20 protein-coding genes are annotated in these 19,258 nt (G+C 65.6%); 16 read left to right on the top strand and 4 right to left on the bottom strand.

Going from position 1 to position 19,258, the window contains the following annotated elements:
* The first annotated feature begins 32 nt into the window (after positions 1-32).
* On the top strand, positions 33-524 hold the full coding sequence (rplQ, locus tag C795_RS0108835; RefSeq protein WP_017793393.1) for a 50S ribosomal protein L17: 492 nt from the start codon (positions 33-35) through the stop codon (positions 522-524).
* A gap of 182 nt (positions 525-706) precedes the next feature.
* On the opposite strand, the gene C795_RS0108840 is transcribed toward rplQ, so the two are convergent.
* Positions 707-2,653 (bottom strand): acyltransferase family protein, encoded by a 1,947-nt coding sequence (locus C795_RS0108840; protein ID WP_017793394.1) that lies wholly within the window; start codon positions 2,651-2,653, stop codon positions 707-709.
* Between the two features lie 115 nt (positions 2,654-2,768).
* On the opposite strand from C795_RS0108840, the gene truA reads away from it, so the two are divergent.
* The 4 genes from truA to glmM all read left to right on the top strand — a co-directional run bounded on the left by truA (position 2,769) and on the right by glmM (position 6,121).
* Positions 2,769-3,635, top strand: coding sequence for a tRNA pseudouridine(38-40) synthase TruA (gene truA, locus C795_RS0108845; protein ID WP_026139559.1), 867 nt, complete (start codon positions 2,769-2,771; stop codon positions 3,633-3,635).
* A 160-nt stretch (positions 3,636-3,795) separates the two neighbouring features.
* Complete coding sequence (gene rplM, locus C795_RS0108850; protein ID WP_026139560.1) at positions 3,796-4,242, top strand: 50S ribosomal protein L13; 447 nt, start codon at positions 3,796-3,798, stop codon at positions 4,240-4,242.
* Between the two features lie 35 nt (positions 4,243-4,277).
* Entirely contained in the window at positions 4,278-4,757 is a 480-nt protein-coding gene (gene rpsI / locus C795_RS0108855; RefSeq protein WP_017793397.1) for a 30S ribosomal protein S9, read from the top strand.
* A gap of 14 nt (positions 4,758-4,771) precedes the next feature.
* On the top strand, positions 4,772-6,121 hold the full coding sequence (glmM, locus tag C795_RS0108860; RefSeq protein WP_017793398.1) for a phosphoglucosamine mutase: 1,350 nt from the start codon (positions 4,772-4,774) through the stop codon (positions 6,119-6,121).
* Positions 6,122-6,237: 116 nt separating this feature from the next.
* Here the strand turns inward: glmM and coaA are convergent, their stop codons facing one another.
* Positions 6,238-7,221, bottom strand: coding sequence for a type I pantothenate kinase (gene coaA, locus C795_RS0108865; RefSeq protein ID WP_017793399.1), 984 nt, complete (start codon positions 7,219-7,221; stop codon positions 6,238-6,240).
* A gap of 32 nt (positions 7,222-7,253) precedes the next feature.
* Here coaA and glmS point away from each other — a divergent pair, with 32 nt between their 5' ends.
* The 8 genes from glmS (at position 7,254) to C795_RS0108905 (ending at position 14,074) form a co-directional block, all read left to right on the top strand.
* Positions 7,254-9,104, top strand: a complete 1,851-nt coding sequence (gene glmS, locus C795_RS0108870; RefSeq protein ID WP_017793400.1) for a glutamine--fructose-6-phosphate transaminase (isomerizing) — start codon at positions 7,254-7,256, stop codon at positions 9,102-9,104.
* A gap of 9 nt (positions 9,105-9,113) precedes the next feature.
* A complete protein-coding gene (locus C795_RS15635) occupies positions 9,114-9,575 on the top strand; it encodes a holo-ACP synthase (RefSeq protein WP_017793401.1) in 462 nt (153 codons plus the stop codon).
* 2 nt (positions 9,576-9,577) lie between these two features.
* On the top strand, positions 9,578-10,714 hold the full coding sequence (gene alr, locus C795_RS0108880) for an alanine racemase (protein WP_033349387.1): 1,137 nt from the start codon (positions 9,578-9,580) through the stop codon (positions 10,712-10,714).
* A gap of 38 nt (positions 10,715-10,752) precedes the next feature.
* Complete coding sequence (gene tsaE / locus C795_RS0108885) at positions 10,753-11,256, top strand: tRNA (adenosine(37)-N6)-threonylcarbamoyltransferase complex ATPase subunit type 1 TsaE (RefSeq protein WP_051053789.1); 504 nt, start codon at positions 10,753-10,755, stop codon at positions 11,254-11,256.
* Positions 11,253-11,918 carry a tRNA (adenosine(37)-N6)-threonylcarbamoyltransferase complex dimerization subunit type 1 TsaB gene (tsaB, locus tag C795_RS0108890; RefSeq protein ID WP_017793404.1) on the top strand — a complete coding sequence of 222 codons (666 nt, stop codon included), beginning with the start codon at positions 11,253-11,255 and terminating at the stop codon, positions 11,916-11,918. Before tsaE ends, tsaB begins: the two co-directional genes overlap by 4 nt.
* Positions 11,915-12,382 (top strand): ribosomal protein S18-alanine N-acetyltransferase, encoded by a 468-nt coding sequence (gene rimI / locus C795_RS0108895; protein ID WP_017793405.1) that lies wholly within the window; start codon positions 11,915-11,917, stop codon positions 12,380-12,382. Before tsaB ends, rimI begins: the two co-directional genes overlap by 4 nt.
* Positions 12,379-13,461 carry a tRNA (adenosine(37)-N6)-threonylcarbamoyltransferase complex transferase subunit TsaD gene (gene tsaD, locus C795_RS0108900; protein WP_017793406.1) on the top strand — a complete coding sequence of 361 codons (1,083 nt, stop codon included), beginning with the start codon at positions 12,379-12,381 and terminating at the stop codon, positions 13,459-13,461. The genes rimI and tsaD overlap by 4 nt, the downstream gene beginning before the upstream one ends.
* A 79-nt stretch (positions 13,462-13,540) precedes the next feature.
* Complete coding sequence (locus C795_RS0108905; protein WP_017793407.1) at positions 13,541-14,074, top strand: hypothetical protein; 534 nt, start codon at positions 13,541-13,543, stop codon at positions 14,072-14,074.
* 106 nt (positions 14,075-14,180) lie between these two features.
* Here C795_RS0108905 and C795_RS15640 read toward each other — a convergent pair whose 3' ends face one another.
* Positions 14,181-15,422 (bottom strand): class I SAM-dependent methyltransferase, encoded by a 1,242-nt coding sequence (locus C795_RS15640; protein WP_051053781.1) that lies wholly within the window; start codon positions 15,420-15,422, stop codon positions 14,181-14,183.
* 7 nt (positions 15,423-15,429) lie between these two features.
* Positions 15,430-16,017 (bottom strand): DUF4190 domain-containing protein, encoded by a 588-nt coding sequence (locus C795_RS17560; protein ID WP_232225461.1) that lies wholly within the window; start codon positions 16,015-16,017, stop codon positions 15,430-15,432.
* A 230-nt stretch (positions 16,018-16,247) separates the two neighbouring features.
* On the opposite strand from C795_RS17560, the gene groES reads away from it, so the two are divergent.
* The 3 genes from groES (at position 16,248) to guaB (ending at position 19,144) form a co-directional block, all read left to right on the top strand.
* Positions 16,248-16,544, top strand: coding sequence for a co-chaperone GroES (gene groES / locus C795_RS0108925; RefSeq protein ID WP_017793411.1), 297 nt, complete (start codon positions 16,248-16,250; stop codon positions 16,542-16,544).
* 105 nt (positions 16,545-16,649) lie between these two features.
* Positions 16,650-17,573, top strand: coding sequence for an EamA family transporter RarD (gene rarD / locus C795_RS0108930; protein ID WP_026139564.1), 924 nt, complete (start codon positions 16,650-16,652; stop codon positions 17,571-17,573).
* 71 nt (positions 17,574-17,644) lie between these two features.
* Positions 17,645-19,144: an IMP dehydrogenase gene (gene guaB / locus C795_RS0108935; RefSeq protein ID WP_017793413.1), complete on the top strand. Its 1,500-nt coding sequence runs from the start codon at positions 17,645-17,647 to the stop codon at positions 19,142-19,144.
* The last annotated feature ends 114 nt before the right edge of the window (positions 19,145-19,258 follow it).

The raw sequence follows: 19,258 nt of genomic DNA on the forward strand, positions 1-19,258 counted from the left end.
ATCGGCTGCCCGATCACTTAATGGAGTAAATCATGCCCAAGCCCAATAAGGGCCCCCGCCTCGGAGGCGGCCCCGCACACGAGCGCCTGATGCTCAACCAGATGGCTGCGCAGCTCTTCGAGCACAAGCGCATCCAGACGACCGAGACGAAGGCTAAGCGCCTGCAGCCCCTGGCTGAGCGCCTGGTGACCTTCGCAAAGCGCGGAGACCTGCACGCACGTCGTCGCGTCATGCGTCGCATCCTCGACAACTCAGTTGTGCACGAGCTCTTCACGGAGATCGCACCGCTGGTTGAGGAGCGTCAGGGTGGTTACACCCGCATCATCAAGACCGGTTACCGTAAGGGCGACCGTGCACCGATGGCGGTCATCGAGCTCGTTCTCGAGCCCGTTAACCCCAAGCCCAAGAAGGCTGCAGCTCCCGTAGAGGAAGCTCCCGCAGCTGAAGAGGTCGTCGAGGCTCCTGCAGAGGACGTCACCGAGACCGAGGCAACCGAGGCACCCGCCGAGGAGAAGGCCGAGTAACTCTCGCCTACGCATAAGCGCCCCGCTGATCTGATCAGCGGGGCGCTTTTGTATGTGTAGGGCGCTGTTTCTGGGCGGCAGACTCTGGCGGCAGTTGCTGCTCAGCTGCTTCCGGGCAGCTGTGCTGGCGATTTTGCGTCCGCGCAGGCGCTCCGCTCACGGGCTCGTAGCCCACAACCGCGCTAGCGGCGGGGGACCGCGTATCCGATCGCCTCAGCGGGCGTATCGAGCGCGTCGAGTGCAGACTGGACGCTCTGGGCGTAGATGATTCCACCGCTCGGGTTGGGGTGAATCTCGTCGCCTGCGAGGGCACCGGGAACTCCAGTTACGTTGCCGTCCCAGTCCGCTACGACGACGCCGCGGTGAGCAGCAGCAAAGGCGGTGATGGTCTCGTTCACGCCGGGAATCCACTCGCGGTCCCCATGCGCGTTGACGAGGATCAGCGGGTGGCCCGCCGCCGAGTTTCTGATCGCCGCAAGCTCGTCGGTGGTGACGGTACCGTTGGTGCCGAGGCCGACGACGACCACGTGCCGAAGCGCGCCCTGTGCCGCGGAATCGGCAACGAGGCCGACGCCGGCCCCCATGCCGCGCGAGACCGCCGCGTCAATGGAGACCCCCGGAAACGCCGAGTTGAGTTCGGGTGCGCTCGCGAGCATGACGGAGTCGCCGACCGCCGTGATATCGGTACCCATCGCGCGGGGAGCCGCGGGGAGTGCAGTCTGCTTGCCCTTGGCGGACTTCGCGTCGTTCGCCTTGCCCGCGTCCTTGGAGTCGGACGGCTTGGACTCTGGCGGCTCGGCCTCGGACGCCTGCGGCTTTGCTGTCGGCTTCGCAGTCGGCTCCACAGCAGGCTTCGCCGCCGGTGGCTGGGTCTGCTCGACAAGTGCAGCACCCCGCTCAATTGCGGCCTGTGCTGAGCTCAGGGCGGGCGCCTGGGACACCGCGTACGCCGTGGCGGGCACCGAAACGGCGAGCACGGCGCCGAGCCCGATCGCCACGAAGCGGCGCTTGGGCGTGTAGCGACGGGGCTGCAGCAGGAGCCTGAGGGAGGCGCGGATCCCGAGCTGGCGAACAGGCTGTTCGACCCAGCGGAATGACATCGCGGCACAAAGCAGCGTCGCTGCGAGTGTGACGAGGGCCACCTGCCACTGCGGCGCTGCCGGGAATGCCCCGGCAACAATGAGCAGGAGCGGCCAGTGCCAGAGGTAGATGCCGTATGACCGCTCGCCGACCCAACGCATGGGGGCCGCATCTATGGTGCGCCCAATCCAGGCACCGGGGCGCGTGACGGCCCAAACAGTTGCGAGAGCCACCACGGTGGCCAGCTGGAACCCGCCCTGGAAGCTCAGTGCGCTGCCCTCGGGCAACGTTAAGACCATGACGCCGAGCGCCCCAAAGCCACCGAGCGCCACCGCGGAGTAGCCGATCTGCCGAGCCGGCCCAGGGGTAGTGCGGCCGCGGGAATAGCTGGTCACGAACGCGAGGGCTGCTCCTAGCATGAGCCCAAACGAGTGGGTATCTGAGCCGAAGTACACGCGGGTTGAGTTCGCCCCGGTAAGGGAGAGCTCGGCCATCCAAATGGCCGATGCGATGCCGGCGACGGCGAGCAGAAGTGCTGCGGTCTGGCGGCGACACACGGCGAACAACAGGATCGCGATGAGCGGCAGGAAGATGTAGAACTGCTCCTCGATCGCGAGGGACCAGGTGTTGCGAAAGAGCTCGGGGGTGTCTCGCGCGAAATAGTCGGCGCCTGCCGCGATGAAGACCCAGTTGCTCACGAACGTTGCCGCGCCGAGCAGCTGTCGTCCGATCCCCACGAGCAGGTCGCCGCCGACGAGGGCGACGAGGCTCGTGCACACGAGGAGCACGAGGCCCAGGGCGGGTAAGAGGCGTCGAGCGCGCCGACGCCAGAACGACCTGAGCGAGACGCGGCCGTGTTTTGCCTTCTCTCGAATCAGCAGCGAGGTAATGAGAAACCCGCTAATGACAAAGAAAATGTCGACACCAAGAAATCCACCCGGCAGCAGCTGCGGGAAGAAGTGGTAAACGAGTACCAGTGCTACTGCGATGGCGCGAAGCCCATCGAGTCCACCGAATCGTGCCGTCGAGGTGGCGGGGGAGAAGTTCATGCAGTCCGGATCTAGTTTTGGCGGGCGCCCGGTGGCCCCGCGTACGACCCTCGATTGTACGCCGTTCCCCGGGGTAATGCATGCGCCGTCGATTTGGCCATGGAAGAATTGAGGGGTGACGGAAGAAAGAACACTGATCCGGATACGGATTGACCTCGCTTATGACGGTACTGATTTCTCTGGCTGGGCGACACAGCCCGGCCGTCGGACCGTGCAAGGTGAACTGGAGTTGGCGCTGGCCACACTTCTGCGCACACCCATTGATGGCGAGGGTGCCGTAAGGCTCACGGTCGCGGGACGCACTGATGCCGGTGTGCACGCTCGTGGTCAGGTGGCCCATGTTGACGTGACGGCCGAGCAGTCGGCGAAGTGGGGTGATGATCCCCACCAGCGCGTGCGCAGAATCAATGGCGTACTCAAGCGAGGCGCCGGCGGAATTGTCGTGCACTCGGTTACGGAAGCACCGGACGGGTTCGACGCGCGATTCTCGGCCCTGCGCCGCCGATATGAGTATCGCCTTCGCGGTGCGGGGGTACGCAGAGATCCCCTGACGGCTCGGTTTACGGCCGACGTAGACCGTCCCCTCGATCTCGCGACCATGCAGCGCGCGAGCGATGAGCTGCTCGGGCTGAATGACTTCACGACCTTTTGTAAGGCGCGGGAGGGTGCGACGGCCGTGCGCGACCTGCTCAGCTTCGAATGGACCGAGGCCGCCGACGGGGCCTATGTCGCGCGCATCGAAGCGGATGCGTTCTGCCACTCGATGGTGCGCGCGCTCGTGGGCGCCGTCGTGGCCGTGGGAAGCGGGCGCATCGACGAGCGTGAGCTCGCTGCGCTGCGTGACGCGAGGGAGCGCACGAGCCGATTCACGGTGATGCCCGCCCACGGGCTCTCCCTGGAAGAGGTGTGGTACCCCGGTGAAGCCGAGCTCGCACTTCGCGCTGAGCAGACGCGGGCGAGGCGCGATCCGGTGCTGCCGTAGCACGACCACGCCGAACCCAGGGGCGCGAGTGTGGTAAAGTTGTCAGTTGGTGCGCAAGCATCCGATTTGTTGAGCCCTCCACCAGTCCAGCATCCTCTCGGGGAACGGGCGCGGAGTGGGATTCGCGAACACCTCCAATTCGACAGAAAGCAGCACGACAGTGACTCGCACTTATTCACCGAAGGCAGCTGAGCAGAAGCACGACTGGATCGTCATCGACGCCAGCGACGTTGTTCTCGGCCGCCTCGCTTCGCATGCAGCAGTGCTCCTGCGCGGCAAGCACAAGACGACCTTCGCCCCCCACATGGACATGGGCGATTACGTTGTCATCATCAACGCTGACAAGGTCGTCCTCACGGGCAACAAGGCAGCGCAGAAGAAGGCATACCGCCACTCGGGTTTCCCGGGCGGCCTCCGCGCTACCAGCTACACCGAGCTGCTCGAGAAGAACCCCGAGCGCGCAGTCGAGAAGGCGATCCGCGGCATGCTGCCGAAGAACTCACTCGGCGCTGACCAGTTCCGCAAGCTCAAGGTATACGCAGGCGCAGAGCACCCCCACGGTGCACAGCAGCCCACCCCGTACACCTTCGGCCAGGTCGCGCAGTAGTCGCGCCAACGAGACTTTAAGAAAGAGACTTCACAGTGACTGAAGAGCAGACCGTGGCCACCGAGAGCTACACCACCGAGACGCCCGCAGCTCAGGCTGCAACGTCGGCACCGCGCCCCGCGCTCACCGTTCCCGGTGCAGCCGTTGGTCGCCGCAAGCGTGCAATCGCCCGCGTGCGCCTCATCCCCGGCGAGGGCAAGATGACCGTTAACGGTCGCGAGCTCGCCGAGTACTTCCCCAACAAGCTGCACCAGCAGCTGATCACCGATCCGTTCACGGTTCTCGAGCTCAACGGCTCGTACGACGTGATCGCTCGCATCGGCGGCGGCGGCCCCTCGGGCCAGGCAGGCGCACTGCGTCTCGCTATCGCTCGTGCCCTCAACGAGATTGACGTCGAGCACAACCGCCCGACGCTCAAGAAGGCAGGCTTCCTGAGCCGCGACGCTCGCGTCATCGAGCGCAAGAAGGCCGGTCTCAAGAAGGCCCGCAAGGCGCCTCAGTACTCGAAGCGCTAACCAGGAGCCCAGATATGGGACGCCTGTTTGGCACGGATGGGGTTCGGGGTCTAGCCGGGGTCGATGTGACCGCCGAGCTGGCCCTGAACCTCGCACACGCAGCGGCTCTCGTGCTCGGGCGAAATGCCCGAGGCGAGAGCCGTCGTGCTATCGCCGTTGTCGCGCGTGACCCGCGCGTCAGCGGCGAGTTCATCTCGGCCGCGGTCTCGGCGGGGCTCGCTGCGGCGGGCGTCGACGTGCTCGATGCCGGGGTCATCCCCACTCCCGCGGCGGCGTATCTCGTCGCTGACACCGACGCCGATTTTGGTGTCATGGTGTCTGCGTCGCACAACCCGGCTGCCGACAACGGGATCAAATTCTTCGCCGAGGGCGGGCGCAAGCTGCCCGACGAGGTCGAGGACCAGATCGAGGCCGCCATGAGCGGGCCCGTGACCGCGGTGACCGGCCGCGAGGTCGGCCGCATTCGCCGCTTCGCTGACGCCGAGGATCGCTACCTCGTGCACCTGCTCGGTACTCTCGAGGGTTTGTCTCTCGAGGGGCTGCACGTGGTGCTCGACTGCGCCCACGGCGCGGCCGCCGGTATTTCGCCCGACGTCTTCACTGACGCTGGTGCGAGGGTAACGGTCATCGGTAACGATCCCGACGGCTTCAACATCAATGACGGCGTCGGCTCGACGTATCTTGAGCCACTGCAGGCCGCTGTTCGCGAGACGGGCGCCGACCTCGGCATCGCTCACGACGGCGACGCAGATCGCTGCCTCGCGGTAGACGGCGACGGCAACGTAGTTGACGGCGACAAGATCATGGCCATCATTGCGCTGTCGATGATGGCACGCGGCAAGCTCGAGAAGAACACGCTCGTTGCTACCGTGATGTCGAACCTGGGTCTCAAGCTCGCGATGGCCAACAACGGAATCGACATTGTCGAGACCGGAGTGGGCGACCGCTACGTGCTCGAGGCCATCAATGCGGGGGGGTACTCCCTCGGCGGTGAGCAGTCGGGTCACGTCATCATGAGCGAACACGCCACCACCGGTGACGGGATCCTCACGGGGCTCCATATCGCCGCTGAGGTGAAGCGCTCGGGCAAGACCCTCGCGCAGCTCGCGGAGTGCATGCAGGTTTACCCGCAGGTGCTCGTGAACGTGCGTGGCGTCGACCGTGCAGGTGTCGCTGGAGACGAAATGCTTCAGCAGGCCGTCACGCAGGCTGAGATCGCGCTCGCGGGTAAGGGCCGGGTGCTGCTGCGCCCGTCAGGCACTGAGCCCGTCGTGCGCGTGATGGTCGAGGCCGAGTTCGAGGATCAGGCTCACCAGCTTGCCAACGATCTCGCCGCGATCGTCAAGGAGCGGCTCGCGATCTAAATCGCATCGCGTTCGCGCATTGCTGACCCGGATCGCGGTACGCACCGCACAAACAAGTAGAGGGCGCTCCCCAGGGAGCGCCCTCTACTTGTTTGTGCGTAAGCCTGTCGCGAGCGTCAGAGCTTGCGCAGGAGCACGCTGTGCACGCGGTGATCCGCCGCCTTGCGCAGCACGAGGCTGGCGCGGGCGCGCGTCGGCCGAATGTTGTCGATCAGGTTGGGCTCGTTGATTTTCGTCCAGAAATCGTCAGCGAGCGAGATCGCGGTCTCATCGTCGAGGTCTGCGAACCGGCGAAAGTACGAGTTGGGGTTTGAGAACGCGGTCTCACGTAGCTTGAGGAATCGGTGCCGGTACCAGCGCCAAATATCGGTCGTGCGCGCGTCGACGTAGATCGAGAAGTCGAACAGATCGCTCACCGCGATGGGGTGTCCCATTGACGGGGGCTGCAGGACGTTGAGGCCCTCGACGATGAGGATGTCTGGGTGACGCACCACGGTGACCTCGTTCGGCACGATGTCGTAGATCAGGTGACTGTAATGCGGGGCCACGACCTCATCGACGCCGGCCTTGACCTGGGACACGAAACGCAGCAGTGCGCGACGGTCGTAGGACTCGGGAAATCCCTTGCGGTGAGAGATTCCGCGGCGCTCGAGTTCGGCATTGGGGTACAAAAAGCCGTCGGTGGTGACGAGCTGAACATTGGGAGTCTCGGGCCAGCGAGCGAGCAGATCGCGCAAGATGCGGGCCACCGTTGACTTACCGGCGGCGACCGATCCGGCGATGCCAATCACAAACGGGCTTTGCCGATCGTTCTCGCGGTGGAGAAAGCCGCGGGTGCGCCGATGCATGTCGCGCGCGGCAATCGCGTACTGGTTGATGAGCCGGCTGAGGGGCAGGTAAATCTCTGCCACCTCTTCCAGGTCAAGCGGTTCTCCGAGTCCACGAAATGCGGCGAGTTCTTCCTCCGTGAGGGGTGACTGAGTCTCTCCGGCAAGGCGGGCCCACTCATCGCGGCCGATCTCGTCGAAGGGGGAGGTGAATTCGGGTCTAATGAGCGCTTGAGTATCAGTGCTAAGCGCTTGCGAGCTGTTCTCGGACATTGTGCATCCATCGTGCCACTAAAATGGCACCCATGTGTGGAATCGTCGGATATGTCGGCCCGAATGAAACGGTCGAAGTGCTGTTGAATGGTCTACGTCGTCTGGAGTACCGCGGTTACGATTCGGCGGGTATCGCCGTGATTGATGACGCGGGCGCAGTCGCCGTGCGTAAGCGCTCGGGTAAGCTCGCGCGCCTTATTGAGCTTCTCGAAGACGACCCGTTACCGTCGGGTGGTACCGGAATCGGTCACACCCGCTGGGCCACGCACGGTGGCCCGAGCGATGTCAACGCACACCCCCATCTCGGCGACAACGGAAAACTCGCCTTGATTCACAACGGCATCGTTGAGAACTTCAGCGAACTGAAGGACGAAGTTCTTGCGGGCGGCGTGTCGCTCGCAAGCGAGACCGACTCAGAGGTGGTCGCCGGGCTTCTGGGGCTCGAGTACGCCCGCGTCGGTGACCTCGAGACAGCCTTCCGCGGCATCGTCCGGCGCCTGCAGGGAACCTTCACGTTGCTCGCAACGCACCAGAGTGAGCCCGGCAAGGTCGTGGCCGCCCGCCATCACTCACCGCTCGTCGTGGGCCTTGGCGAGGGCGAGAACTTCCTCGGATCAGACGTCGCGGCGTTCGTATCATCGACGCGACGCGCCGTTGCTGTAGATGAAGACAATATTGCTGTCATTACCGCCGACGAGGTGCGCATCACCGACTTCGACGGCAACCCGGTGGAGTTCACCGAGTACGAAGTCGAGTGGGACGCCGAGGCCGCAGACAAGGGCGGCTGGTCCTCATTCATGGCCAAGGAGATCAACGAGCAGCCCGAGGCCGTAGCCAACACGATCCGGGGCCGCATCGAGAATGGCCAGGTGGAGATCCCCGAGCTCACCGAGCTGGGCGATGATCGCCTGCGCGGCATCGACCGCATCGTGATCATTGCCTGCGGCACCGCGTCGTACGCGGGCCAGGTGGGCGCGTATGCAATCGAGCAGTGGGCCCGCATTCCCGTCGAGGTGCAGCTGAGTCACGAGTTCCGCTACCGCGATCCGGTACTCAGCGACCGCACGATGGTGATCTCGGTGAGCCAGTCGGGTGAGACCATGGATACGCTCATGGCCGTCAAGTACGCCATCGAGCGCGGCGTGACGACCGTGTCGGTGTGCAACACCCAGAGCGCCACGATTCCCCGCGAATCCGACGCGGCCGTGTACACGCACGCCGGACCCGAGGTGGCCGTCGCTTCGACGAAGGCATTCGTGGCGCAGATCACCGCGCTCTACCTCGTGGGCCTGCACCTGGGGCGCGTGCGCGGCACGCTATCGGCCGAGGTCGGCGCTGCGGCGGTCGAGCAGCTCGAAGAGCTCCCCGAGAAGGTGCGCGAGGCCGTCGCCACGCACGATCAGATCGCGCAGCTGGCGCACTGGATGGCAGACACCCGATCGGTGCTCTTCCTGGGTCGCCACGTGGGTTACCCGGTTGCGCTCGAGGGTGCGCTGAAGCTCAAAGAGATCGCCTACATTCACGCTGAGGGCTTCGCCGCGGGCGAGCTCAAGCACGGCCCGATCGCACTGATCGACCACGGCCAGCCCGTGTTTGTGCTCGTGCCGAGCCCGCGCACGTCACCGCTGATGCACTCGAAGGTGGTGTCAAACATCCAGGAGATTCGTGCCCGCGGTGCTCGCGTCATCGCGATCGTGGAGAAGGGTGACACCGCGGTGCTGCCGTTCGCAGACGACGTGATTCGTCTGCCGCTCAGCGACCCGCTGTTTGACCCGGTACTCCAGGTGATTCCGCTGCAGTGGTTTGCCCTCGAGCTGTCGACCGTCAAGGGGCTCGACGTTGACCAGCCGCGCAACCTCGCCAAGTCAGTAACCGTCGAGTAGCGTCATGGGATGCGTGCGAGTGGGCCGGCGTTGATCGTCGGGATCGGGGTCGACACTGTTGACCTCGGGCGCTTCGAGCGCCAGCTCGCGCGCACCCCCGCGCTCCTCGCCCGACTGTTCACTGTGCCCGAGCGTGAGCTCTCGATCGCGTCGCTCGGTGCGCGGTTCGCGGCCAAGGAGGCGCTCATCAAGGCGCTCGGGGGATCCGACGGCATCAGCTGGCAGGACCTGGAGGTGCTGCGCGGCGACGCACGTGTGCCGTGCTTCACGCTGACCCCGGCGCTCGTTCTCGCGCTGGAGGCGCGAGGAGGCGACCACGTGCACGTGTCACTCACCCACGACGCTGGCATCGCGACGGCGTTCGTGGTGGTCGAGGCGCGCGGCACGGCGTTTTCTGGGTCGCAGGACCCCAGGGCTCAAGGCCCCAGGGCTCAAGACCCCAGTGCCCACGACAACAGCGATTCGAGGTAGCTATGAGAACCGGATCAATGCGAGTCGCCGAGATTTCGACGGCAGCGATTCGCCACAATGTCGGCCACATTCGTGAGCTGACGGGTGGGGTCGTCATCGTCGTGGTGAAGGCCAACGGGTATGGCCACGGCGCAGCGATCGCGGCTCAAGCCGCAATCGAGGGCGGCGCTGACATGGTCGCCACCGCCGATCTGGAAGAGGCACTCGCGCTGCGGGAGGCCGGCATCGCGGGCCCCATTCTGTGCTGGCTGCACGGGGCCCGGGTTGACTTCGCCCCGGCCGTCGCCGAAGACATCGAGATCGGGGTGAGTAACCTCGCGCAGCTTGAGAAGCTCGCGGCCGCCGCGCAACGGGCGGGCAAAACCGCCGTAGCGCAGCTCAAGGTCGACACCGGGTTGAGCCGTAACGGTGCCTGCCGCTCCGAATGGGACGTCCTGTTCACACGGGCCGCCGAACTGCACCGTGCGGGCATCGTGCACGTGCGCGGAATCTTCAGCCACCTCGCCAACGCTGGCGACCAAGGCGACCGGGCGCAGGCTGCCGAGTTCGACGCGGCCATCGCGCTGCTGCAGGAGAAGGGCGTCGACCCCGAGTTGACCCACCTCGCTGCGAGCGCTGCGACGCTCAAGTCGCCGCATCTGCACTATTCGGCCGTGCGTGTGGGTGTTGTGGCCTACGGCCTCAGCCCGCTCGCCGACAAGACCTCGGCGCAGCTGGGGCTGATCCCCGCGATGACGCTGCGCTCGGAGATCGTCGCGCTGCGCGGGGTGCCCGCTGGCACAGGCGTTTCGTACGGCTTTAATCACGTGTGCGAGACTGCGACGACCCTCGCCCTCGTGCCCATGGGCTACGCCGACGGCATGCCGCGCGCGCTCAATGGCTCGGGGGCCTGGGTCTCGATCGCGGGGGAGCCGCGGCCGATCGTGGGTCGCATCGGCATGGACCAGTTCATCGTCGATGTGGGCCCGCTCGCGGGCCGGCTCAGCCTCGGCGACGAGGTCGTCTTGTTCGGCGACCCCGAGCGCGGATTCCCCGCCGTCGAGATCTGGGCCGGGCTGATGCGCACCATCAATTACGAAATCATCGCGAGTATTGGGCCGCGCGTGCTGCGGCTTGCGGCGGGAGCGGATGCAGCGTGACGAAGATTGAACACATCGAAGCGGCCTCGCCCGACGAGATGCACGATGTGGGGGTGCGCCTCGGACGGGTGCTGGCCGCGGGAGACCTGCTGATCCTGACCGGTCCGCTCGGCGCTGGGAAGACCACGCTCACCCGTGGCATTGGTGAGGGCCTCGGCGTCCGCGGCCCCGTGCAGAGCCCCACCTTCGTGATCGCCCGCACGCACCCGTCGCTCGTCGGCGGCGCGCCACTCGTGCACGTCGACGCCTACCGGCTCGCAAACTCAGACGAGCTCGAAGATCTCGACCTCGACTTCGAGGCGTCGGTTGTGGTCGCAGAGTGGGGTGCCGGTGTGCTCGAACCCACCGGCTCCTGGATCGAAATTGAGATTGAGCGCCCGACCGGCGCGGGAGCTGATCCGGATCCCGATGCGGATCGCGGGGACGAAGCGGCCGAGCCCACGGGGGCAGCGGCCGAGGATTGGTCAGAAGCGCTGGTTGAGGCGCGACGAATGACGCTCACGGGGCACGGGCCCCGATGGGCCGGAGGGATTCTCTCATGAGCGTGGACTACGCCGTCACGGTAGGCGACGCCCCCGAGTTGGGTGGGCGCTGCCTGCTCGCGATCGACACGTCCATCGGCACGAGCGTTGCGCTCGGGTGCGACGGCTGGGTGTGGGCGGTGGCGAGCGAGAATCCTCGCGGCCACGCCGAGGCGATCGGCACGCTGCTCGCGCTGGTGTTCAGCGAGAGCGGCGTCGCCGCTGGCCGAGTCGACGGCGTGATTGCAGGAATGGGCCCGGGCCCCTTCACCGGCTTGCGCGTGGGTATCGCGGCGGCGCAGGCCTTCGCCACCGGTCGTGAGGCTCCGCTGTATGGGCTACACAGCCACGAGGCGGTGGCCCTCGGCACGCTCGAGCGGGGCGCGGCGGCTGGCACGCGCGTCGTCACCGACGCGCGTCGCAAGGAACTGTTCGTGTCTGACTACGCGAGCCTCAACTGGGCAGGTATTCCCGAGCTCTCGAACGGGCCGCGGCTCGTCGCGCGCGAAGGCTACGAGGCCGTGCCCGGAGAAGAGTGGCCCGTCACGATCGATGCCTCGGCACTCGTGCGGCTTGCTGCGCGCCGGATCGCCGCGGGCATCGAGTTTGCTGGCGATCAGGCGCTCTACCTGCGCGAGCCAGACGTTGCGAAGCCAACGACGCAGAAGCGGGTGAGCGCGTGAGCGCTGCCGCCCTGCAGATTCGGCCCGCGACGGCAGACGACCTCGACGCCGTCTGGGCGATCGAATCCGCCGTGTTCGCGGCCGAGGCGTGGAGCCGTCCGATGGTGGCGGAGGAACTCTCGGGGCCGCACCGCAGTTACCTCGTGCTGGTCGACGAAGAGGGGGCTGTGCAGGGCTACGCCGGGCTGCTCGCGGTGGGCACCGAGGGTGACGTGCAGACCATTGCCGTGGCGCCTGCTCAACGCGGGGGCGGGCACGGACGACGGCTCATTGAAGCCCTCATTGCCAGGGCCCGCGAACAGGGCGTGCGTGAGCTGTTCCTTGAGGTGCGCGCCGACAATCCCGTCGCCCGATCACTGTACGAAAGCCTGTCGTTCGCCGAAATCGGCGTACGGCCGCGCTACTACCAACCCGACGACGTCGACGCGATCGTCATGAAGCTGCAAATGAAGGATCTAGCGTGACTGTTGCTGAGCCCCTGGTGCTGGGCATTGAGACGAGCTGCGACGAAACCGGCGTGGGCATCGTGCGGGGACGTACCCTACTTGCGAACACGATCGCGTCATCGATGGACGAGCACGCGCGCTACGGCGGTGTCGTGCCCGAGGTCGCGGCCCGCGCGCACCTCGAGGCCATGCGCCCGACCATCGAGCGCGCCGTGGCTGACGCAGGGGTGCGGCTCCAGGATCTCGACGCAATTGCGGTGACGAGCGGGCCGGGCCTCGCGGGCGCACTCATGGTGGGCGTGGCCGCTGCCAAAGCTCTCGCCGTTTCGCTCAACAAGCCGCTGTACGCCGTGAACCACCTCGTGGGACACGTGGGGGCCGACCTACTGCAGGGAGAGGGGCTGCGCCCCGCCGTAGGCTCCGTGGGCGATCTCGAGCTTCCCACCATCGCACTGCTGGTGTCAGGAGGGCACACCTCGCTGCTGCTCGTGCGCGACCTGGTGGGCGACGTCGAGATGCTCGGAGAGACCATCGACGACGCCGCGGGTGAGGCCTTCGACAAGGTCGCCCGGCTGCTCGGCATGCCCTATCCGGGCGGGCCGCACATCGACCTCGCTGCCGAGACTGGCAACCCGCAGGCGATCCGGTTTCCTCGCGGGCTCACCCACCCGAAGGACCTCGAACGGCATCGCTACGATTTCTCATTCTCGGGGCTCAAAACCTCGGTGGCCCGGTGGGTTGAGAAGCAGCGCGACACGGGCGCCGAGATTCCCGTCGCCGATGTCGCGGCAAGCTTTAGGGAGGCCGTAGTCGACGTGCTGCTCACGAAGGCGCTCGCCGCCTGCGCCGACCTGGGTGTGCCACGCCTGCTGCTCGGCGGCGGCGTGGTTGCCAATGCGCGGCTGCGCGAGGTCGCTGCGGAGCGCGCGACGGCCGCCGGCGTCGAACTGCGCGTGCCGCCGCTGTCGCTCTGCACCGACAACGGCGCGATGATCGCGTCGCTCGGCGCGCAGCTCATGGCCGCGGGGCACGGGCCGTCGGGCCTCGGATTTGGGGCGGACTCGACACTCCCGGTGACCGAGATTCAAGTCCTGTAACCTGACCGGTTAGGCGGTCGGCACGGTAACCTGAAACTCACGAACCGCGGAACCCCGCAGTTGACTAGAGGAGGACAACGTGTCTGACAACCTGCCCCCGAACGAGCCCGTACAGCCTGCATCGGGCGAACCGGTTAATCCCGTCAGCCCGGTGACACCCGAGGTGTCCGCGGTGCCGGCGGCTCCCGTCAGCCCGGCCGCTCCGGAAGCCCCGGCCTACCGCGCCGAGCCCGTTGCTCCCCAGGCACAGCAAGCTCCACAGGCCCCGGCCTACGGCGCTGGCGGCTACGCGGCCCCCGCAGCCGTGCCCGGCAAGACGCTGGGCATTGTGGGCCTCGTGCTCGCGTTCCTGGTTTCATTCGTTGGCCTGATCCTGAGCATCATCGCGGTGATCCAGTCGAAGAAGGCCGGCGCCAAGAACATTCCCGGCATCATCGGCATCGTGATCGGTGCCCTCGGTACGATCGGTTGGATTCTCGGCATTATTGCCCTCGTGGGGGCCATGAGCCTGGGACTCAACGTGTACGAGGCTTGCATTGGCGACCCGACTGCAAGTGTTGAGGTCATGGGCCAGCTCGTGCCCTGCTCGAGCGTAGAAATCGACCAGTACTAAGCCTCTCGCGCCGCAGCACGCGGTGCAAAAGTAGAGCCCCGCAGAATCTCAGATTCTGCGGGGCTCTGTTGTGCGGGGATCCGAGGTGAGCGGATCAGCTGCGTCGTTAGCAGCGCTCCGCGAGTAGGGCGATGTGGTCGCCCTGTGCATCGCGCGTGAGAAACACGGTCGCGCTGCCTTTGCCCTTGAGTTTCAACCGCTTGCGCAGGGCTGCCGGGTCCACGTCCACGCCGCGCTTCTTGATCTCGAGCGTGCCGATATCTCGCGTTGCCAAGGCGCGCCGCAGCTCCTTCTCCTTCGCGGGCAGCCGCTCGAGCACGCGAAACGCGTGGGCGAAGGGCGTCGGCGTATGTGTGTCCGAGGTGAGATACGCGATCTTGTCGCTCAGCATGCCCGCGTTGAGCGTGCGCGCGAGGTCTCCGATTAGTCGCGCGCGAATGACCGCGCCGTCGGGCTCGTACAGGTACTCGCCGAGCTCACGCTCGGGGGCATCCTCTGAATCTGCGGGAGCAGTCAGTTCGAACGCCTCGGAGCCGCGAAGCACGAGCGCGGCTCGCTTGATGCCGGGGCGCGCTACGGCGCCAAACCACAGGCCGGTCTCAACGACCTGGCCATCAACCGAGATCCACTGCGCCTCTGCGTCATCAGGAATGAGGTCGCGGTCAAGCCCGGGCCCGAGCTTGACCCCCGTGGGAAACGCGCGGGCAGTGTCGAAGGCAAAAGTCAGTGAGGGCGAGTAGTCATCGGGCGACGCCACGCGACGGGTGTCCCGATGGCCAGCTGTGCGACGAGCCGGATCGAGAAAGGCCCCATCGCAGCCGGTGATATCTGCCGATTCCGCGTCCGCGTGTGAGACGCCCGGGGCCGCGACACCCAGACGCGCAGCCAACACCCCGAGATTGTGTGCCGCAAGTCGGGCTGTGAACGGATCGAGTTCGACCGCGTGTGGCGTGACGCCCGCCTCCAAGAGCGCGAGTGACTCCGCTCCGATCCCGCACCCCAGGTCGGCGACGCGTGAGCATCCGGCCTGGGCAAACCGCGTCGCGTGGAGCCGCGCCACGTGGGATCGGGTGGCCTGTTCGAGGCCAGCCTGAGTAAACAACAGCCCATTGGCGAGCTCGCCAAACTTGCCCCGTGCCTTGATCCGGAGCTCAGCCTGAGTGAGTACAGCGGCGATGAGCGAGGGGTCTATGCCTCGTTTGCGCAGGCGCGCATTGATCTGCCCGGAGTCGGTGCCGCCCGCTTGGAGTTGCTCGCCGACCTCGGCGAGCAACTCCAAGCCCGGGGCTGAAAGGAGATCCTCCCAACCCGGAGCAGCTGAGGTGGGAGGGGACTGTCGTTCGGTCATTCCTGGCTTAGGACAGGGTGTAATCGTTGAAGGCAGACCCCATCGTGCCGATCAGCGCGAAGATCATGAATGCGTAGGCAAACATGAACAGGGCAACAAAGACAAGCGCTGCGTAGCTGATGATCAGGCCGGTGAGGCCAATGCCGCGGCCTGCATCACCCGTGCGCTTGATCTGGCTCAGACCCATGTGGCCAAAGATGATGCCCGCGATGGGGGAAATGAACGCGAAGAAGATGGCGAGGAGGGCAAACGTGTTCGTGCCACCCAGCGTTGTCACCTGAGACGGCTGTACGGGCTGCGCGGGGCGCTGTGCGTGCTGCTGCGCCTGCTGTGCCTGCTGCTGCGCGTACATGGGCTGCTGAGGTGCCTGCTGCTGGTAGGCGGCCTGCTGTGCCTGCTGCTGCTGCGCCTGCTGCTGAGCTTGCTGCGCCTGCTGTGCCTGCTGCTGAGCTTGCTGAGCCTGTGCGTGCTGCTGCTGAGCCTGCTGAGCCTGCTGAGCCTGTTGCGCCTGCAACGCCTGCTGCTGGGCATGGGCTTGCTGTTGCGCCTGCTGCTGCGCGTTCGGCTGGGGTTCGGGGGTGTGCGGCGTTGACATGGGACTCCTCAATGGTGCGTGCGGTGTCGATCGACGGAGCGGAGAACCCGCGAATCCGTACTTGTTTAGTCTAGGCGTGCGCGCTTTTTTCCGTTCGCTGTGCGCGATACCAGGGCCGGGCATTGGCACTCCTCTTGCACGAGTGCCAAATTGAGCCCTAGACTCTGGGGAGGGCGCGCACGCACTGGGCGAGCGCGCGAACACTTCAGCCATCGGAAAAGGGGTCAACCGTGTCGGTCGCCATCAAGCCGCTCGAGGATCGTATCGTTATCAAGCAGGTCGAGGCCGAGCAGACCACTGCTTCGGGTCTCGTCATTCCCGACAGCGCGAAGGAGAAGCCCCAGGAGGGCGAGGTCGTGGCAGTAGGCCCCGGTCGCGTCTCTGACAGCGGCACCCGCATTCCCCTCGACGTCGCCGTGGGTGACGTTGTCATCTACTCGAAGTTCGGCGGCACCGAGGTCAAGTACGGCGGCGAAGAGTTCCTCGTACTCTCGGCGCGCGACATCCTCGCAGTCGTTTCGCGCTAACTAGCGTTCGCGTTTCAACGCGCACAGATCAGGCCCCTCCGCCACTCGGCGAGGGGCCTGATTTCGTTGAACGGGCAGGTCTCATCTGACAGATACACTGGGGCAGTGAAACGCTTTCGTGCAGGTCTGGGGTACGGCGTAGCCGCGTATCTGGTGTGGGGAACCTTCCCGATGTACTTCGGGTTGATCGCGATGGTCAACCCCCTCGAGGTAGTGCCGTGGCGCGTCAGCATGACGCTGCTGTTCTGTGTCCTGCTGGTGACGCTGATGCGGCGCTGGTCGCAGGTGATGACCATCTTGAAGACCCCAAGGCTGCTGGGCTGGTTCTCGCTTTCGTCGCTGCTGCTCTACCTGAACTGGCAGCTGTTTGTCATCGGCGTGATGACCGGCAACGTGATCGAGACAGCGCTCGGCTACTTCATTAACCCGCTCTTCACGATTCTCATCGGTGTGGTCGTGCGCGGCGAGAAACTCACGCGACCGCAGTGGATCGCCGTGGGAATCGCCCTGGTCGGAGTTGTCATCGCTGCCGTGGGCTACGGCAGCTTCCCGTGGATCGCAATCGGTCTGGCCGTCTCCTTCGGACTCTACGGTGCAGTCCACAAGCACGCGGGCGAGGCCGTTGATGGTGTGACCGGTCTCACCGTTGAAACACTCGTATCGGTGCCGATCGGCGTCGTGCAGATGATCATCGTGGCCAACGTGATCGGCATCGGGGCGTTCTCGCACGGCCCGGGTATCGCGACGCTCGTGCTGGTCAGCGGCGTCGCCACCGCGATCCCGTTGATCCTGTTTGGTGAGGCCTCGCGACGGCTCCCGCTGTCCTACCTCGGGTTCATTCAGTTCCTCACGCCGATTCTCGGATTCTTGTACGGATTCTTTGTGATGCACGAGGAGGTATCTGCGACACGCTGGATCGGGTTCGTGGCCGTTTGGATTGCACTCGTGATTCTGATCTCAGAGATGGTGGCCCAGCTGCGCCGTTCGCCGCAGGCAGAGACCGGTCCCATCTCGGTGCCGTTAGACTAGTACGACGGCTCGGGCCCCAATCAGTGGCTCCGATCGCCCCGAAAACTTCACTACACGACAGATGAGGTGCCATGGAACAGCGTGATCCCTTCGCATTCACCGGACTAACTTACGACGACGTGCTGCTCTTGCCTGCGCACACCGATGTCATTCCGAGCGAGGCGGATACGTCCACTCAGCTCACCCGCCGCATCCGACTCAACATCCCGTTGATCTCGGCCGCGATGGACACAGTCACCGAGACCCGCATGGCAGTAGCCATGGCGCGCAACGGTGGCCTCGGCATTCTGCACCGCAACCTTTCGATCCAGGATCAGGCCGAGATGGTCGACCGGGTCAAGCGCAGCGAAGCTGGCATGATCACGAACCCCGTGACCACGACGCTCGACGCGACGGTGGCAGAGGTCGACGCTTTGTGCGGCGAGTACCGCGTATCGGGCCTGCCCGTAGTCGACCCCAACGGGGTGCTGCTCGGCATCATCACGAACCGTGACATGCGCTTCATCGAGCCCAAGGACCGCTCGCAGGTACGCGTGTCTGAGGCAATGACCCGCATGCCGCTGATCACCGCTCCCGCGGGTATCTCGCGCGACGCGGCCCAGGCCATCTTCAGCGAGCACAAGATCGAGAAGCTGCCCCTCATGGACGGCAACGGTAAGCTCACCGGACTCATCACGGTCAAGGACTTCGACAAGGAAGAGCAGTACCCGCTCGCCACGAAGGACGACGCGGGCCGCCTGCGCGTTGGTGCGGCTGTGGGCTTCTTTGGTGACGCGTGGAAGCGCGCGGGCCAGCTGGTCGATGCTGGCGTTGACGTGATCGTTGTCGACACCGCCAACGGAGACAGCAAGGGTGTGCTCGAGATCATCGCCAAGTTTAAGGCCGACAGCGCCTTCAACGGGGTCGATATCATCGGCGGCAACGTCGCAACCTACGCGGGTGCGAAGGCGATCGTCGAGGCTGGCGCAGACGCCGTCAAGGTGGGCGTGGGCCCCGGCTCGATCTGCACCACTCGCGTGATTGCTGGCGTGGGTGTGCCCCAGGTCACCGCGGTGTTCGAGGCAGCCAAGGCGGCAACCCCCGCGGGTGTTCCCGTGATTGCCGATGGTGGACTGCAGTACTCGGGCGACATTGCGAAGGCACTCGTTGCTGGCGCATCGTCGGTCATGATGGGCTCGCTGTTCGCAGGCACCGACGAGAGCCCCGGCGACCTCGTCTTCGCTGGCGGCAAGCAGTACAAGAACTACCGCGGCATGGGCTCGCTCGGCGCGCTCCAGACCCGCGGTGAGCGCACCTCGTACTCGAAGGACCGTTACTTCCAGGCCGACGTGCCCAGCGACGAGAAGCTCATCGCTGAGGGCATCGAGGGCCAGGTTGCCTACCGTGGTCCCGTCGGTGCGGTTGCACACCAGATGATCGGTGGACTGCGCCAGTCGATGTTCTACGTCGGTGCACGCACCATCATCGATCTGAAGGAGCGTGGCAACTTCGTGCGCATCACGCCTGCAGGTCTCAAGGAGAGCCACCCGCACGACGTGCAGATGGTTGTTGAGGCTCCGAACTACAAGTAATTCGTTCGCGAGACACCGGGGGCCCGGGGGATTCTTCCCCCGGGCCCATCGTCGTTTCGGGCCCGGTTCGATCCGGATCCGGGGCGTTGCGGAGGCGTGCAGGCTCAGCCGGGT

It is taken from the genome of Leucobacter salsicius M1-8 (genome assembly GCF_000350525.1).
Classification (GTDB): Bacteria; Actinomycetota; Actinomycetes; order Actinomycetales; family Microbacteriaceae; genus Leucobacter; species Leucobacter salsicius.